The organism is Thalassococcus halodurans (assembly GCF_900108225.1).
GTDB lineage: Bacteria > Pseudomonadota > Alphaproteobacteria > Rhodobacterales > Rhodobacteraceae > Thalassococcus > Thalassococcus halodurans.
Genome location: NZ_FNUZ01000006.1, coordinates 24,165 through 40,827, shown reverse-complemented (window position 1 = coordinate 40,827; position 16,663 = coordinate 24,165). Strand labels below are relative to the sequence as shown.

Annotated in this window: 15 protein-coding genes; 10 read left to right on the top strand and 5 right to left on the bottom strand. The window is 55.6% G+C overall.

Going from position 1 to position 16,663, the window contains the following annotated elements; all coding sequences use genetic code 11:
- Positions 1 to 2: 2 nt before the first annotated feature.
- The 6 genes from C4S59_RS16015 to C4S59_RS15990 are packed head-to-tail and all read left to right on the top strand — an operon-like array spanning position 3 to position 4,755.
- Positions 3 to 698, top strand: a complete 696-nt coding sequence (locus tag C4S59_RS16015) for a TrbG/VirB9 family P-type conjugative transfer protein (RefSeq protein ID WP_407658948.1) — start codon at positions 3 to 5, stop codon at positions 696 to 698.
- The gene (locus C4S59_RS16010; protein ID WP_103911542.1) at positions 695 to 2,074 is read left to right on the top strand and encodes a TrbI/VirB10 family protein; all 1,380 of its coding nucleotides are present in this window, start codon (positions 695 to 697) and stop codon (positions 2,072 to 2,074) included. Before C4S59_RS16015 ends, C4S59_RS16010 begins: the two co-directional genes overlap by 4 nt.
- 4 nt (positions 2,075 to 2,078) lie before the next feature.
- A complete protein-coding gene (locus C4S59_RS16005; RefSeq protein ID WP_103911541.1) occupies positions 2,079 to 3,065 on the top strand; it encodes an ATPase, T2SS/T4P/T4SS family in 987 nt (328 codons plus the stop codon).
- Positions 3,062 to 3,256, top strand: a complete 195-nt coding sequence (locus C4S59_RS16000; protein ID WP_072702183.1) for a hypothetical protein — start codon at positions 3,062 to 3,064, stop codon at positions 3,254 to 3,256. Before C4S59_RS16005 ends, C4S59_RS16000 begins: the two co-directional genes overlap by 4 nt.
- Entirely contained in the window at positions 3,253 to 3,666 is a 414-nt protein-coding gene (locus C4S59_RS15995) for a hypothetical protein (protein ID WP_103911540.1), read from the top strand. The genes C4S59_RS16000 and C4S59_RS15995 overlap by 4 nt, the downstream gene beginning before the upstream one ends.
- A 12-nt stretch (positions 3,667 to 3,678) precedes the next feature.
- Complete coding sequence (locus C4S59_RS15990; RefSeq protein ID WP_103911539.1) at positions 3,679 to 4,755, top strand: type IV secretion system protein; 1,077 nt, start codon at positions 3,679 to 3,681, stop codon at positions 4,753 to 4,755.
- Between the two features lie 248 nt (positions 4,756 to 5,003).
- On the opposite strand, the gene C4S59_RS15985 is transcribed toward C4S59_RS15990, so the two are convergent.
- Positions 5,004 to 5,423, bottom strand: coding sequence for a winged helix-turn-helix transcriptional regulator (locus C4S59_RS15985; protein ID WP_103911538.1), 420 nt, complete (start codon positions 5,421 to 5,423; stop codon positions 5,004 to 5,006).
- An 89-nt stretch (positions 5,424 to 5,512) separates the two neighbouring features.
- Between C4S59_RS15985 and C4S59_RS15980 the strand changes: the two genes are divergently transcribed.
- Complete coding sequence (locus C4S59_RS15980) at positions 5,513 to 6,256, top strand: YdhR family protein (RefSeq protein ID WP_103911537.1); 744 nt, start codon at positions 5,513 to 5,515, stop codon at positions 6,254 to 6,256.
- A 108-nt stretch (positions 6,257 to 6,364) separates the two neighbouring features.
- Here the strand turns inward: C4S59_RS15980 and C4S59_RS15975 are convergent, their stop codons facing one another.
- From C4S59_RS15975 to C4S59_RS15960, 4 genes are all read right to left on the bottom strand, one after another.
- Positions 6,365 to 6,502 (bottom strand): integrase core domain-containing protein, encoded by a 138-nt coding sequence (locus tag C4S59_RS15975; RefSeq protein WP_407703077.1) that lies wholly within the window; start codon positions 6,500 to 6,502, stop codon positions 6,365 to 6,367.
- A gap of 109 nt (positions 6,503 to 6,611) precedes the next feature.
- Entirely contained in the window at positions 6,612 to 7,496 is an 885-nt protein-coding gene (locus C4S59_RS15970; RefSeq protein WP_103911536.1) for an ArdC family protein, read from the bottom strand.
- Between the two features lie 621 nt (positions 7,497 to 8,117).
- Positions 8,118 to 11,756 (bottom strand): hypothetical protein, encoded by a 3,639-nt coding sequence (locus C4S59_RS15965; protein WP_103911535.1) that lies wholly within the window; start codon positions 11,754 to 11,756, stop codon positions 8,118 to 8,120.
- Positions 11,757 to 12,516: 760 nt separating this feature from the next.
- On the bottom strand, positions 12,517 to 13,392 hold the full coding sequence (locus C4S59_RS15960; RefSeq protein WP_103911534.1) for a LysR family transcriptional regulator: 876 nt from the start codon (positions 13,390 to 13,392) through the stop codon (positions 12,517 to 12,519).
- A gap of 109 nt (positions 13,393 to 13,501) precedes the next feature.
- Here C4S59_RS15960 and C4S59_RS15955 point away from each other — a divergent pair, with 109 nt between their 5' ends.
- From C4S59_RS15955 to C4S59_RS15945, 3 genes are read left to right on the top strand one after another with little or no spacing between them, the layout of a single operon-like run.
- Positions 13,502 to 14,653: an ABC transporter ATP-binding protein gene (locus C4S59_RS15955; RefSeq protein WP_103911533.1), complete on the top strand. Its 1,152-nt coding sequence runs from the start codon at positions 13,502 to 13,504 to the stop codon at positions 14,651 to 14,653.
- Between the two features lies 1 nt (position 14,654).
- Positions 14,655 to 15,617, top strand: coding sequence for a carbohydrate ABC transporter permease (locus C4S59_RS15950; RefSeq protein WP_103911532.1), 963 nt, complete (start codon positions 14,655 to 14,657; stop codon positions 15,615 to 15,617).
- Positions 15,617 to 16,579, top strand: coding sequence for a carbohydrate ABC transporter permease (locus tag C4S59_RS15945; protein WP_103911531.1), 963 nt, complete (start codon positions 15,617 to 15,619; stop codon positions 16,577 to 16,579). The genes C4S59_RS15950 and C4S59_RS15945 overlap by 1 nt, the downstream gene beginning before the upstream one ends.
- Positions 16,580 to 16,663: the final 84 nt, after the last annotated feature.

Sequence of the window (16,663 nt, the reverse complement as noted above, 5' to 3'; positions counted from 1 at the left end):
TGTTGCTCGTACGAATTACAGTTGTTGTCTTTATCGTTTTGCTGCCGGGTCTGGTCGCAGCCGAAGCCATCCCGCGTGGCGGGCCTAATGACAATCGCGTGCGCTTGGCCACCTATCAAGAAGGTCAGGTCTATCGCCTCAATGTCTCGCTGACCCATGTGACCACCATCGAGTTTGGCGAGGGCGAAAGCATCCGCTCGATCATCGCCGGCGACACGGAAGGCTTCGAAATCGACGGCGTGCCGGGCGGGCAGGCCTTCGCGATCAAGCCCGTTGCCCGCGGCGTTCATACCAATGTGACCGTCTATACCAACCGCCGCAGCTACTACTTCAACGTCCAGGAGACCCGCAGCCCGACCTTCTACGTGGTCCAGTTCCGCTATCCTGAAGACAATGCGCGTCCCACGCGTGCCATCGCGGCCCAAGCGCCGAACTACAACTACGGTGCCAGCGCGCGCACCGAGTTCACCCCGACCCGCGTCTGGGATGACGGGACCTTCACGTATTTCGAATTCCCGCGGAACGCGCCGGTGCCCGCGATCTTTCGCTACGCGAATGGCCGCGAACGGACGGTCAACACGCAAGCCACCGAGGATGGCGTGATCCGGGTTTCCGGGGTGAACAGGCAATGGGTGCTGCGGATCGGGGAAGAGGTGGTCTGTATCGAGGCCACACCACCTGCGGGGGTCGGATCATGAGCGACACCGGAAACGCGGACCTGGAGAAACGTCTCGCTGCTCTAGAACAAGGCAAAGGCGCAAGTTCGCCCCCTGCCCCACGGCGCTCACCGCTGCTCGCTTTGGTCGTCGTCCTCGTGATCGGTGCCGGCGGTGCATTGCTCTATCTCCTGTCCCAACCCGAGGAAGAAGAAGCCCTGCCCACGGCCACGCCAGACGTGTTCCAGAACGAAGGCGACGGGTTCGGCGCCATCGAAACCCTTCCCCCACCGGAGCCCGAAGTCGTTTTGGTCGCGCCGGAACCGGTGGAACCGAATGCCGAGCTTCTGGCGCAGCTCGCCGCCCTTCAGGCCCAGATCGAGGAGTTGCGCAACGCGCCCGAACCGGTGGTCGAAGAAGATACCGCTGCCGCCGAAGCCATCGATGCACTAACCGCCCAGATCGCGGCGCTGCAGTCCGCCTCGGAAGCCGCGCAACAGCAGTTTCGCGATGAGCTCACGGCGCGCGACCGCGAGCTGGAGCAACTCCGCATGGACCTCGAACTTGCGCAACTCGAAGCCAATCGCCCGCTTCCGGCACCCATCGGCCCCACTGAGGACGAATTGCGCGCTCGGGAAGAAGAACGGCTGCGTCGCGAGCAGGAAGCAAGACGGCTCGCGGAACTTGAACGCCGCGCGGCTGAAGAACGTGCGTTTCAGGAGCGCCGCATCACCTCGCCCACCATCGCCTTTGGCGGCACGTCCGGTGCGAATGAGACGGCGCTGACCGAGCGCACCTTTGGCGAAGTGACGGATTTCGTGCTGAACGGCGCGCTGCCCACGTCCGTGTCGCAAGCCGAGGTCATCGCCAATCCGTCCAACACCATCATCCAGGGCACGATGATCCAGGCCGTCATGGAGACCGCCCTCGACAGTTCCCTGCCCGGCCAGACCCGGGCCGTCGTGTCCGAAGATGTGTTCAGTTTCGATGGCGCGCGCCTCCTGATCCCGCGCGGATCCCGCCTGATCGGGCGATATCGTTCCGGCGTTGATATCGCGCAGCGCCGCGTCACCATCGCCTGGGACCGGATCATCCTGCCTGACAATCAGACGATCCAGATCAGCTCCTTCGGCGGTGATGAGTTGGGCCGCTCGGGCGTGACCGGCTTTGTCGATACCCGCTTCGATGAGCGTTTCGGCTCGGCGGCGTTGATTTCACTGATTTCGGCAGCCCCAAGCGCCGCCGCCGCAAATGTTCAGGAAGAGACCGCCGCGGATGTGCTCGAAGACGTGGGTGATGATCTTGCCGATGCCACGGACAGCGTGATTGGCGACTATCTCTCCATCGGCCCCGTCATCTATGTCGACCAAGGGGCCCGCGTCACGGTGATGGTCGACCGCGATCTGGAGATTTTCTGAGCCCATGTCGCTGAGCTATCTCCAGACCTCGCTTGATCGGATCGACGCCGCCGCCCGCAACGATGTCATCGAGATCTGCATCAACCCCGACGGGACCTGTTGGGGAGAATTCCAGGGCGATCATTTCATGCGGCAGCTGGACCAGAAGCTGACCGCAACCGAAGTGAAGGACCTCGGCAACCAGATCGCCTCTTCCGCCAACACCACGATGAGTAAGGATCGCCCGATCGTCTCGGTCTCGATCACCTACAAGGGCCGACCGATCCGAGCGCAGGTCATCACCCCGCCTGCCGTGCTCTCGGCCATGTCGATCAGCCTGCGGTTTTTTTCGAGCCTGCCGCTCGGCGGGATCGCGCTCGATTTCCTGTATGGCAAGGAGCGCAAACTCGAAGAACTCCGCCTCGAGAAAACCCGGGAACTGCGGGAGGTGGTCGCTGCGGGCGTCATCGACGATGCGCTGGCCTTCTGTGTCGAGAACAAGCTCAACATGATCGTCTCTGGCGGCACCTCCACCGGCAAGACCGTCGCCGCGCGCAAGATCCTCTCTCATGTGCCTGCCGAGGAGCGCATCGTCACCATCGAGGAAGCCGCCGAGCTTCTGCCAACCCAGCCTAATGCCGTGACGCTCATCGCCAATCGGGATGCGGAATTCCAGACCGCCGATGTGCTGCTCACTGCCACGCTGCGCATGCGCCCCGACCGGATCATCCTCGGCGAGGTGCGCGGCAAGGAGGCCATGACTTTCTTGGAGGCTATCAATACCGGCCACGGCGGGTCCATGACCACCCTTCATGCCGAAACCCCGCAACTTGCCGTGCAGCGTCTGGCGATCGCGGCCCTCAAGACCGAGATCCCGATGACCTATGCCGACATGATCCAGTACATCGAGAACTCCATCGATGTGATCATCCAAGCCGGTCGGAATGACGGCAAACGCGGCATCACCGAATTCTACCTCCCCGGCGCAACCGAGATCGGAGCTTCCCAATGAAGACCTTTGAATATGACATCCTCAGCTTCCCCATGACCCGGAAGACCAGCCTTGCCGACATGCAGGACAGCCTAAATGTGAAGGGGGCCGAAGGCTGGGAGGTCGTGTCGATCAGCTCCTCGGAATTCGCCAACGTGGGACACACTGTCTTCCTGAAGCGCGAGACTACACCCGCCAGAGCCACGGCATGAGGCAGGCGGGCTGTATTCTCGTACTGACTGCGCTGGTCCTGGGCCTGACGTCGGCACCCGGCTTCGCTGAGCGCAATCTCGTGCCGAACCTCGCGCGCAGTTTCGACGTCTGTCCAGACCGGCCCGCTGAACCCATTTGGATGCAGGAGATCCCCCTGCGCCAAGCCTATCAGCGCGTGTTGGCTCAAGACATCTACCGAGCCCAAAATCTTGAACGCATCGTAGAGACTGGCAGCTGCGCTTGCGAGATCCGGTTCCCATCTTGGGACGATGCCGAGGGGGCGTTTCGTGAGCGCCACGCCAGTGACGAACGCTGGGAAATGTTGCAGGCCTCGGACGCCTACAACCGCCGCGCCAGCGCCGTCCGCCCTGCCGCCAAAGCCATCTGCGAAGCTGCAGGCAATTGGTAAGGCAGCCCCGTTATGAGCGTCGTCACCTATTTCGTTGAAACCTCCCAGGGCTATCTCGACACCGCAGCAGAAACCCAGTTCGGGTCGGTCGCGGCAACGGTGGGCACGCTTCTCGTCCTGGGAACAACGCTCGTGGTGATTCTCGTCTTCCTGAACATGATCTACCAATACAAGGCGATGGACGGCCGCACGGCCTTCTGGCTGGCAGTCAAGATCGGACTGATCGGGATATTCGCGACCAACTGGGTGCAGTTCAACGCGCTCTCCTCTGCGATCCTGGCCGGCATCGACAGCATTGCGGGCGCGCTTGTCGCTTCAGTCGGTGGCGGCACCCCGGGTCCCTCTGGGACCTTTGCCGAAGAGTTTGACCGGCTGATCGCGGAACTCGGCGACTACCTCAATGCAGCCGGATCAGAGCTGAACTGGATGGCCGGTGCCATGCTCGACATTGTCGGTGTGCTGTTACTTTCGATCCTCGGCGGGCTGGCCGCCTTCATTCTCGTGGCCTCTCGACTGATGATCGCGCTCCTGATTGGGATTGCCCCGGTGATGATCTTCCTGACCCTCTTCGAAGTGACCAAAGATTACTTCGCGCGATGGCTTTCGGCACTGGTTTCCTTTGCGCTCTACCCCATCGTCGTGGCCGGCGTGTTCGCCACGATCACCGGCGTTTCCTCCGCCCTGATTGGTGAGCTTGGGGACCCGGAAGGTGCCTCCAACATTGGCGCGCTCATTCCCTTCTTCATGATGGTGCTGATGGCCAAGGGGTTCATCATCGCCACGCCCTTCATCGTCCGCGCGATTTCCGGGAACATCATGATGCCCGCCATCTCCGGTGGTCTAGGCGGCGGCTACAGCTTCGCCCGCGCTGCCATGGGCAGTCAGCAGGCCTACAACCGCTACTTGATCGGCGGGGCAAGTGGCGCGGAATATGCCGCCCTTAGGGCACGGCAGTTCTTCGGTGTGCAGCAGATGCCTGTGCGACAAGGCATGGGACAGGCCGGACAGGCAAGTGGCACTGGGTCACCGGGGGCCGGGTCTCAGATGCTGGCGCAACTGGCCCGGTTGGGAAGGCTGGGGCGGCGTTGATAGCCACCTGACAAAAACCTGCCAAAACCGCAAAGGTTTTGCCGGGGGTTTTTGTCTTAGCCAAGCGGTTGATCCTAGGTAGGGTGGGGAGTTCGGACAAAAACGACCGTTTTTGGCGCATGGGTTCTGTCAGGGGGTTTATGTCCGGTGTGTGGGACAAAGCTGCCGTTGAAGAGCATTCGCTCAATGTTAGCTGTGAGCCCGCCTTTCGGGCGGCCGTACCAAGAAAGCTCTGCGCGAAAGCCTCCTTAGTTCTCACCACTCTCTGCATCGAGAATGTTGCGCTCAAACCCCACGCGATCAGAGCGAACCTGTGTAACGGTGTCCGTCATAGGGTTTTCGGCCTTGTTGTATTTCCCGCCCCACAGGATGAGCTCTGAGAGCAACGGCGCGAGATCGCGGCCTTTTGGAGTAAGCTCGTAGTTGAAGCTTCGCCAGTTTGTCGGGTTCTTTCGTTTTTCTAAGACACCCGCTTCTTCCAGATGCCTCAGGCGTTGCGCGAGGATATTCGTCGAAATCCCCTCCCAGCCTTCCAGCAACTCCGCGTAGGTCCTTGCGCCCTTTATCGCGATGTCGCGAATGATCAGCAAAGTCCAGCCATCACCCACCACGCTGAGGGCGTAGTCGATGGGGCATCCCGAGAGGGCTCTTTTGGTCGTCTTGCTCATGGAGCCACTTTGAACTTTATACTTGCGTTTTGCAAGTTATTAGCCGAAAACCTATCAGCTTGCAAAAAGCAAGTTGATAGGAGAGCGCTATGAAGCCATCTGAAACGACCCCCAACGCCTTTCTCACGCGTCGTGAGATGATCTTGGCAACCACCGGAGCTGCCATGGCTCCATCAGTAATTCTCGCAAAGGATAACTCAATGACACCCAAAGCTTTTGTCTATACCGAAGTCGCGATTTCGGTGCCCTTCGATCAGGCGCCGTGGCCGTCGATCAATGAAACGATCAAGAAACAGCCCGGCTTTCTGAACAAAACATGGCTGCACGGCCACGGCACTGGTTCAATTGGCGGCTTCTATTCGTTCGCCAGTCGCGAGAACGCACGCGCTTTCGTCACTGATTACTTTCCTTCAGAACCTCGTGTTTTTGGTGTCGCCCATAACACCCGGGTCTTCGACGCCGAGATCGTCCGAGAGGCGAGCGAAGACCTCGGCTCGGTTCATTATGGAGCCGCCTCAGCAAAGGCCCCGGGCGCATTCGTCTATACCGAGCTGCAACTTTCGCAGCCCTTCGACAGTTTTGATTGGCGCACACGAAATGCGGCTTTGAAACGGACGGCAGGCCTTCAAAGCAAGGTCTGGCTCAGCGGCGTTTCCACCCAGACGCTCGGCGGTTTCGATGCGTTTGACAATATGGAAACAGCACTCGACTATGCCATCAACCAGTTCCCGGAGATCGTCGCGCCCCTGGGGGCCGCGCTTTACACAAGGGTCTTCGACGCGGCGACAACGGCAAACGCGAGTCGCGAGATGGGCTCACCCTTCTACTCTTGATCGAAGGCTGAGTTGCGCCCCGGGACCGCCCTGGGCGCAACGCAATCCACGCATCGTCTGTGAAAATAGACATTTGCGATCATGACCTGCTCCCTTGGGAGTCCGCGTTTATCGGTTAGCTCTGTTCAGGTTTTGGTCTTCCGTTGACCGGTTATCATATTCGTGTGGCGTCAGACCAGCGAGGCTGGAGTGGGGCTGGTTGTGATTGTAGTCGGTGCGCCATGCCTGTCGGCGGGTGGCCTTCAGGTTGCCCGTCGACAGGTCATCCAGAAACCGCTACCACCTGGATAACGCCAAAACGCAAAAGACCCCCGCCAAGCTGACGGGGGCCTCAATGATTGCGGCGGTCGGGCTGCTACTCCACGGCCATCCGGTCGCCCCCCGCTGTGCGCTCCATGATGTAATCCACTGCCTTCTGCGCCTCGGACGCGGCGCGGAATATCGCGCGGCTGTCTTCCTTCATCGCTTCCAGCCACCCTTCGACATAGGCTGCGCTCTGATCGAATTCAGGCTCCACCCCGATCTGCGCACACAACATGCAGTTGCCAATCTCCGCGACCAACTCCTCGAAGGCATAAGCCTTGCGGTCATTGAACCGGCCCAAACGATCCAGCCGCTTTGCCGCGCCTGTCCAGTGGACTGTCTCATGGGCCAAGGTGCCAAAATACCCAGCCGCTCGATAAAACGTGCCAATCGGCGGCATATGAATACGGTCGGTCTTGATGTTGTAGTAGGCGCGCGGCTCCTCGGTCACATCGATCTGTGCGCCGGTCGCGGCAAAAAATGCCTCCAACTCGGGATCGGCCACGGTGCCAAGATCACGGGGCGGATCGGGCAGGATGTAAAATTCAGCGGGCAAGCCGTCGATCTGGTCGGCGTTGAACACGCGGTAGGCCTTGGCATAAGGGATCTGGCGTTCCTCGCCGTTTTCGTCCTCGCGCTCAACGGTGCCGTATTTCACGACGGTGGCGGATTTCTCACCCTTACGTACATGGCCCCCAAACTGCTTGGCCTGATTGAACGTCATCCAGCGGGCTGAGCTGTAATCCTTGGCCATCGCGGTTGCCCAAAGCATCAGGATGTTGATGCCCCTGTAAGCCTCGCCGTTGAACCGTTCCGGCAAGCTGACCCCTTTCCCTCCGCCTGTCCACGGCTTGCGCCGGGGCGGCGTCCCCGCCTCAATCTGCGCGATGATCTGATTGGTGACATGGGAATAAACGTCAAACTTCGCTGCGGTCAATTGTGACCCTCCTTCGCGTGACGCGGGCCGGGTCTCTTCCCTTTCCGCCAATGGGCGATCCTTCCTGTTCTGATCTTTGGAATGCCCATGCATTCCGAAGGGCAGAGCGGGTAAGGGCAAAGCCCGTCCTGCGGCCCGGCGGGGCCGTGACAACCGGGTGGAGGGCGTGAATTTGGGAGGGAACCGCGCGCCTACGCGTGGGAGGAACCGGAATTCTCGACCGGAACCGACGCCACAGGCGGCGCTTGCCGGTTTTCTCGGACCTGCCGGGATGGCAGGTGGATCAACAGGATTTAGAAACTGTCAGGGTTGGCCGTCGGCCTAGGCATTGCCCCAGAGAGATCGCCCGCAAGACTTGGAACCGCAGGTGAAGAGTTTGCATAAGTGCGCCCTTAGGGGCGCCACGACCTCTGCCAGCCTTACATTTTCACGCTTTTCATTCGCGACGCGAACGGCCCAAAGCGGTCACTCGATCAGGTACTCGCGTGCTGCGGTGCGGCCAGGTGTTCCGGCCATTCACTTCAGCTCCAAAGCTTTCGAAAGGGCGGGTTTACACAATCGACGAGGTCTTGCTGTACTTCTAATTCTGCGATGCGCGATTTTCCCCCACATAACTTGCTCCTAGATCAAAGACCTTTTTTGCACAGCAAACACCGTGCCTTCATATTGCTCTTGGGTGAGTAGCCCGGCACTTACTTGCTTTGAAAGAAACGGCAAATCATCTCGCGTCCCGAACAAGGCCAACAGTTCTGCAAAGAATTCAGCGGCGTCGCTGCTTGCTCGGCTTTGGACATAGCGAACAGCCGTGTCGATGAGCTGCCGGGGGGAGTTTGAGTCGCGTCGCCAGATGCTTGACCATAAGTAAGCCGCCATTTCTACGCTGCTACGATTTGCCAGTCTTTCATCTATATCGCGAAAAGCCGCTTCGTCGTTGATTTGATTGAAGGCCCAATTCTTTTCAGAAAGCCGTTTGTCTAAGTGTTCTTTGCGCCAGTCTATGAACCCTTTATCGTTACATTCATCCCAAAGCTCATCAATCAAACTGGCTTTGAAGTGATCGAGGTATGGTTCAAGAGCCTTTAGTTGGGTGACCTCAGTTATGCCTAATCTGTCTGGGTTACGGAAGCCATATGCAAAGCCAAGAAGCTTGAAATATTCCTCCTTGTCCTCAATGCCTTCGACGTGAAGCGCATGGATCCTGAGAGTTGCGGGTGTGGCAATACACAACAAAACATGGGGGTAGTTGTAGCGATGCTGCAAATCTTCCCAATGTTCGACAATCGTCCTCTCTGCGAACTCATCGCGGCGATCAGCCAGTATGCCAGTTATAGTCCTATCCGCGCTGCAGTCTGGCTTGCTGCCTGTTTTCAATGCGACAGCGATCTCTTTTAACTTCCACAAAATGAGATCTTCGAACAAGCGACTGTCGAATTGGCGAATGAACTGAAACCAGTAGATGCCGTTTGAACGACGCTCTTTAATCTTTTCCCTTAGGACAGGAACCGCCGTGATATCGCCGATGCGGCATCTGGAAAGCAGCAACTCATCTTCAAGCCCTTTTGGCGAGCATTCCGCGAGCCGTTGCAACTGTTTCACGCTGGCAGATGCTCGCCAAAGCTGAAAGCATCGCTTTCGGAAGAAATATTCGTTCTCTGTGTTCTCCCATTCAGATCTTAACAATTGCAAGGCGGGCGTCGTGTACCGAACATTGTGGTCCATGTCTGAGCCGAAAAGCCCAAACCTTGAACTTGCGAGCGAGTTGAACGAGCCTTTTTCACCTTCGACACGCTTGTCGATACCGGCGATATAAGAAGCCACAAAAACGGCAGCTAGTGGATGGTCAATCTGCTCTAGGCACACATAAATCACATGCCCCATGTCTTCATTGGTTGTAGCTAGTTGGATTAGGGGTCGCAGCGTCCTGTCGCTACAAACTCGCCTCAAACCGCCAGCCAGACAGTATTTCGCTACATTGTATCGACGGTTACTCAGCCCTGAAGTATCTTTGCCCTCTGGATCTTCGGTGGGCAACGCCTCCCAAGCCTTGAAAACATCTTCCAATGTCTGCTCGTCGAAGCCACTTAAACAGGAGACTGCGGCAAACAGCATCCCGTAAGATAACTCACTTCCGTGATCTTTCATCATTTTCCAAGACTCAGTGACGGACTCTGCCAATCGTTCGTCGGCACACTCCCCAGCGAGGTAAAGTGCTGCTTCCCGTTGTTTCTCCGTGTTGGTCGTGTCGCTGACAATCGCAGCTATGTCTTCAAGCCACTTGGTTCCATGCCGTGCACGAACATGTGCAATGAGACGATCCCGGAAAGGCGCATTGGAATAGGGCTCTACTTTGTAGCAAAGGTTCGCTGCTGCCTTGACTTCGCCATTTAAGACTCTGGCTTCACGACCCGCATGTGTGTCCTTATCGGTGGCCTCAATAAGTTTTTTGAAGTGACTACCTTGCAGGCCAGCGATTTGCCATTCAATAGCCCATCGAATTTGCTTCGGGACACTCTCGAGCAAGCCAGCGTCAACCAGTTCTTCACAATCTTTCAGCAAGCGCTTTGCAATCTTTGGGTCCCCCCCCTGGCAATGCTTCAACGCACCAAAGCAAATCAAAGGAATGCTGGATTTTGCAAAATCCCAAAACGCTACCGGTGTGTCCGCTCTGATAGAAGCTCGAGCCACCAAGTCGGAGTAGAACGGGTCGGATAGGTAGTTTTGAGAATAGTCCTCCCGGGATAATGCGTTCGAGATTGCTTCAATCAGCAGAAAGTCCTTTACGCGATCATGTCTAAAACCGAGTTTCGACTGATTTCCTTGAGGAACTTCTCTTAATAGATGCCCCGCACTGCATAGAGCTTCAATATCTACGAAGATTGGTGTCGAGCTAAATCTGGCAGATAGCTGTTCAAACGAAGGATCATTGATGCGATTTTCAAGCATCCAAGCGCCAATTGAAATCACTGACTCACGGAGCGAATATACGGAGCGGGTGTTCGCCTTAGAGACTTTTGAAAGGGAATTTTTGACATACTTGGAGAGGACTTCACTCGCACTTTCAGAACCGTGCCCCGTCCATAACCCAATCAAAAGGGGGTCGTTGCCAAGGTGTTCGCGCACCTCATCAGCCTCTACATTCGTCAACTCAACACCAGAGGCTTGGCTTCGCCTCCGGATTGCTTCTCTGGCTTCGTGATCACTAAAACCCGCAAGGTCAGCGACAAGACTTTGAACGTCTTTGCTCACTTCTGGTGGAAGATCGCGAAGGTTCTCTGGCCAAACAGGGCACAGAACTTTCAAAATCCTAGCTTGCGGGTCTTTGTTTTGCTTGTCGAAATCTCTGGAAAAACGATACAGCTTTGTTATCAGATCAGTGGGCGATTTTGATTTGTTAATATCTTCGATCCAAATCTGCACCCCTTGCCCTTGAGATATGCGAACAAGTTCGTCGACTGGATCGTCTAAAGTCAGGGAGGGAACTTCCGCGACTAAGCTCTCGCGGATGGCTTGGGAAAAAGACGAACTCTTCTCCAAAGCATCATGGGTAACAACAAAACTCAAACCGCCGCTATCAACTATACCTTTGCAAAGTTGGTGACAAAATGCGGATTTGCCCGCTCCTGAGGAACCATTTAGAAAGACGACAGAGGATGATATTGTTTCAAGAGCCCTACACGCGGTCAAAACATCTCGTACTATCAATTGGTCCCTGGAGGCCAACGGTGCATAACTCGACAACTGAGTTTGTGAAATATCATTTGCGAGATCACGTGAAAGTCTCGTCTGAGCCGTACCGAAGAACTTTGAGCGAATGAATTGGCCATCTGGATGAACGTCTAAAACGTTGGACAGTTTGTCGTTTGACCAAACGTCCAATTCCACCGAGTGTTTCGCAGCCTCGGTATGGGCGCTTTGAATCACGTCTGATGGAGGAATGTTTTTACTGGTCAGCACTAATTTGAGGGTGACATCAGGATTCTCGGCTTTGTATGAATTAAGCCTACCGACGGCTTTAATTAGATCTCCCTTTTTGGGATCAAGCCATTTTTCAGCAATGCTTGATCGTGCTGTGATCGTGTGTTCACAAGCAATGGCGTAATCAAGTCCCATTTCATCTTTGCAAATCGAAATCCCGTCTAACGGGTCTTTAATTGTTTGGCCTGATGTGTTCACTCCAGTATGAACAATCTTCTGGTACAAAGGATCGGCAATCCTCAGAACGCTCGTCGCAAGCCGCTCAAATTCTGCTGCGTCCGTCATGGCTGCGATTGCCGTTTCTGTTGAGTTACTTGACTGAGACATTTCCGACAAATCTATTCACAATACGTCATGCATATGTCTTGCACGTATAGGCTGTGAATCCCAGCTATAGTGTTCCTCCCACACTTTTTTGCTCTAAGAACTCGAACCTTCACCCTCATGTCTGCTTTCGAAAACCCGCGTCGCTTTGATGCGCTTGCAGCGAAAGTCGGCTCTCCGCCCTTCTTGCGTGAGGATGCGCCAACGCGATCTGCCAATAGCCGCCACTGACCAAGGGGCTTCGCCGCTGCGATACTTTCAATTGTGTAACATCCGAACGCGACGCCGCCCCTGGCACCATTTAAATCAAAGCCTTAGCGAATTTTGGGAAAGCTTGAGACATGGATTGTCTCGCTTTTTGTTTCATCGAATATGGCCAATCTTGAGGTGTTCGCCGCTGTTTTGCAACGTAAGACGGGCGGTTGCCGCCATTCGCTGCGCTTGTTCGATCACGACGGCGGCCAATGTCGAGCCAACGAGATCAGCTGAATTTCAATCTATATCTATGGCTGTCTATCCTATAGCCTGACGTGACGGTTCTAGCTTCTTGTCAGGAAAGCGGCCGCGCGCTTAGTTTAGATTCAACCTATTCTATTCGCTGGAAACCACTCTCGATGCCCTTTCACGATGGCGCATAGGAAAAATGGGCTGTTCGCAGGGGGCGTGATGAATATCTAAACTTCAAGTTGGAAACTTCTTGGCCGCGGGCGCGACCATTCAGTTATTGAAAAGTAATCGCGAGAGCCGCAGCGCGAAATTCATTGATTAACTTTAGGCGGGCACGATCTTTGGGTGCCACAAAACAAGTTTGATGAATCTGGTGAAAATCTCGAATTGGAATTTCAACCAAGCCATCATAAATGTGACTGCTGTTTTTTAAGAATATTGCCGCACCGAGGCCCTGCCTAACTGCCTCGCACATAACAGGAAAGGTCGTCATTGTAATAAGTTGAGGCAGCTCCATTTGGCGCTCCGCCAATTTCTGGTGAACAACTTGCTGCGTCAGCGATCCTTGTTCGGGTAGAATAATGGTCTGATCCATCAAATCTTCGATTCCAACGATATCGCGATCTGCCAAAGCGTGGTCAGATCGGCAATACAAGACATATCGCGTTTCTTGCAGAACCACCCGCTCCCAGTCATCGCGCTCTGACGCATCTGTTATCAAGCCCACATCCGCCACACGATCTCGAATGAGTTGGTTGGCTGTTGTCCAGTCGCACAAGCGGAAATCAATGTGCACATTCGGAAAGCGGTCGTTAAAAGTTGCGATCACTTGTAACGCCGGTTGTGGCGCGTTCGCGATCACTTTTAGACGCCCTTCATTTAAGGATGAATAGCCACGAAGGCGCTCACCAATTTCGCAGTCCAAAGCGACAAGGCGGTCCGCCAATCCGAAAAAATCCCGACCTGTCGGTGTGAGGGAAACGCCATCACGACGACGAAGCAGAAGCTCTGAGCCCACAAGCTCTTCTAGTTTCGATACGTGCTGCGTCACGGTTGATTGAGTGACCCCCAGACGTCGTGCCGCTGCGGAAAAACTTCCTTCGCGCACGACATAGGAGAACGCGATAAACTGGTGATGGTTCGGGCGCATGTGACTCTCCTTGCGTCACGCTACTATCAGCCATCGGTTTCACTAATATGACGTCATAGGAATTTCGCCTTCGCCTCTTAGGAGTTCCACCAAGTGATGGGGGAATCAGATGGCCGATCTACAGATTGATCAAGTCACCAAAACCTTTGGTGACACGCAGGTGCTCAAAGGGATCTCCTTGGATATCGCTGACGGGGAATTCGTGTCACTGGTTGGCCCGTCTGGATGCGGAAAATCTACGCTACTCCGCATCATCGCCGGGCTCGAAGGCCAGACCTCCGGCGCCATTCGCATTCACGGACAGGACGTATCGGGAATTCGCGCGGCGGATCGCAACCTATCAATGGTATTTCAATCCTACGCATTGTACCCGCATTTGACTGTCGCAGAAAATATTTCAGTGCCTCTGAAGATGCGCCAATTAAGTGCTGTACAGCGGCTTCCTGTGATCGGGCCGTTTTTGCCGGGATCTCGTGACAAAAACGTCGAAATTGCTGCTGCTGTCAAACACGCAGCGCAGACGCTTGAAATTGACAAGCTTCTCGATCGCAAGCCCGGTCAGTTGTCCGGTGGTCAGCGCCAGCGCGTTGCTTTGGGGCGCGCCTTGGTCCGTGAACCAGCTGCCTTTTTGCTTGATGAACCATTGTCGAATTTGGACGCCAAATTGCGCGTTCAAACCCGTGCCGAGATCGCAGAATTGCACCGCCGAATTGGCGCGACCTTTGTGTATGTGACCCACGATCAAGTCGAAGCGATGACGATGTCGAGCCGTATTGCCGTGATGATGGACGGCGAGATCCTGCAATGCGACGCACCAGACGAAGTGTACCATAACCCGTTGGACATCCGTGTTGCTGAATTCATCGGCTCTCCGAAAATCAACATTTTGCCCACAGAAGCGTCCGGTGGGGTCTTAAGGTGCGGCGATGTGCTTTTGCCGACCTTGGCCCCTAATGAACTGAATGGCCCTGTGCTTCTGGGTCTGCGCCCAGAGGCACTGCGCCTTGCGAGCGAGGATGCAGTGCTAAAAGGTCAGGTCGCCCATGTCGAAAACCTCGGCTCCGAGATTTTTGCGCAGATTAGTCTTGTGGGACAAGAGGGCCGCGTCACTCTGCGCGCTACTCCTGTTCAGAGACGCTCATTGAGAATCGGGGCCAACGTCGGCATAGCCTTCGAAGGGCGCGCCGCCCTCTTGTTCGATTCCAGCGGCAAACGCGTCTTCAACCCGCACCTAATCCCTGCGCACAGCGAAGTCGCGTAACATGGCTGTTGCGGAAACCCATACGCCCGAGATTGTTTCTGCGGAGACCGCGCAGCGCCGCACAGCGTGGTGGCTCACAGCCCCTGCGCTTGCTCTAATGATCTTGATCCTTTTGGTGCCAGTCGTGATCGCAGGCATCCTCTCTTTCACGGATTATTCGCTGGGCAATGATACCTTCGATTGGGTTGGTACGAAAAACTATGATCGTCTGTTTTCTCGCTCGACCTACGAAAAGATGTTCATCGCCACCTTTACCTATGTGATCACAGTGGTTCCCCTGTCTGTTGGTTTGGGCCTTGGTGCCGCGCTGTTGATCAACTCGCTGGGCAGAATTGGCGATCTTTATAAAACCATTTATTTTCTGCCTGTTATGGCCACACTTCTCGCCATGGCTATCGCGTGGGAATTCATGCTGCATCCATCGATCGGCATGGTTAACCGTACGCTGGAAATGTCCTGTGGCACATTTCTAGAGATCATTCCTTTCTTGAAGAACGGCTGCGCGGATCGCTTTCCGCTTTGGCTTGGAGACAGAGATTACGCGATCTGGGTGATCTGTTTTATCGGCGTCTGGCAAGGGTTTGGCTTTAACATGGTGCTCTATCTCGCGGGCCTGACCGGCGTGCACCGCGAGCTGTACCACGCTGCGGAAATGGACGGCGCGAAATCCGGGTGGGAAAGGTTCCGCCTGGTCACATGGCCAGCGCTTGGGCCGACAACTGTTTTTGTCGTGACCATTTCCTGCATCCGGGCCTTTCAGGTCTTTGACACGATCGAAGCTTTTTGGCCGCAAGGCGGCGGGCCGAACAAATCCACCTATGTGATGATGTTCGCGATTTTTGAAAAAGGCGTTCAACAGAACCTGATCGGGATCGGTTCGGCCATCACCGTCCTGTTTTTGGTCTTTGTGATGTTCCTGACATTGATCCAGCGCTGGCTGGTCGAACGCAAGGTGCACTATTGATGACACGCGATCTTTGGAAACATCTGATCCTGATCCTGGGCGCACTCATTGTCATTGCCCCATTTTACATGATGGTCAGCTACTCGTTCAAATCGCCGGGCGAAATCGACCGGGGCGAAGGCGGCTTCTTTGGACGGCAAGAAATGATGGTCGATGAACGCTGTGTAAAACTGCGCGACCCGAACCGTGAAGATGTTGCTGCCGCTGTGCCACGTTTTCCGAATAAGACGGACAGCCAAATACGAGATGCTTTGGTGGCAGAAGCGGTATCCGACTGCCAGATGCGCCCGATTGTTTTCAACTATTCCAAAGCCTTCACCGAAGCGCCTTTGCTGCGCTACTTGCTCAACGGTGTGATCGTAACGGCGTCAATCTTTTTGATCCAGATTGTGGTGGCTTTGCCCGCCGCCTACGCGCTTGCCAAACTCAAGTTTTGGGGCCGCGAGGCGGTGTTTTCTTTGGTACTGTTCTGCCTGCTGATCCCTGTGCATGCGATTGCGCTGCCGCTCTATATTATGCTGGCCAAAATTGGGCTTACCAACACATATGCGGCGCTCGTCGTGCCATGGACAATCTCTGTTTTTGGTATTTTCCTGATGCGTCAATTTTTCATAACGGTGCCCGATGACTTGATCGATGCGGCACGCATGGACGGTATGGGAGAGTTCGCTATCGTCTGGCGCGTCATGCTGCCTACCGCGATCCCAGCCCTACTGGCCTTTGCGATCTTTTCTGTTGTCGCCCATTGGAATGACTATTTCTGGCCACGCATCGTGGTAACCGGCAATCGCGATCTGTTTACGCCGCCGCTCGGCCTGCGCGAATTCAAAGGCGATGGAGACGGAAGTTTCTTTGGCCCAATGATGGCCACCGCCACCGTTATCGTCACGCCGCTGATCGTTGCTTTCTTAGTCGCTCAACGGCGCTTTATCGAGGGGATCACCCTATCCGGAATGAAGTAAGCCGGGCAAAAGCCCGGCCTACCAACGCAATCCCAAAAGGGATGACTTGAGATGACCGCCGCAGTCGCCAAACCAAAGGCGGTC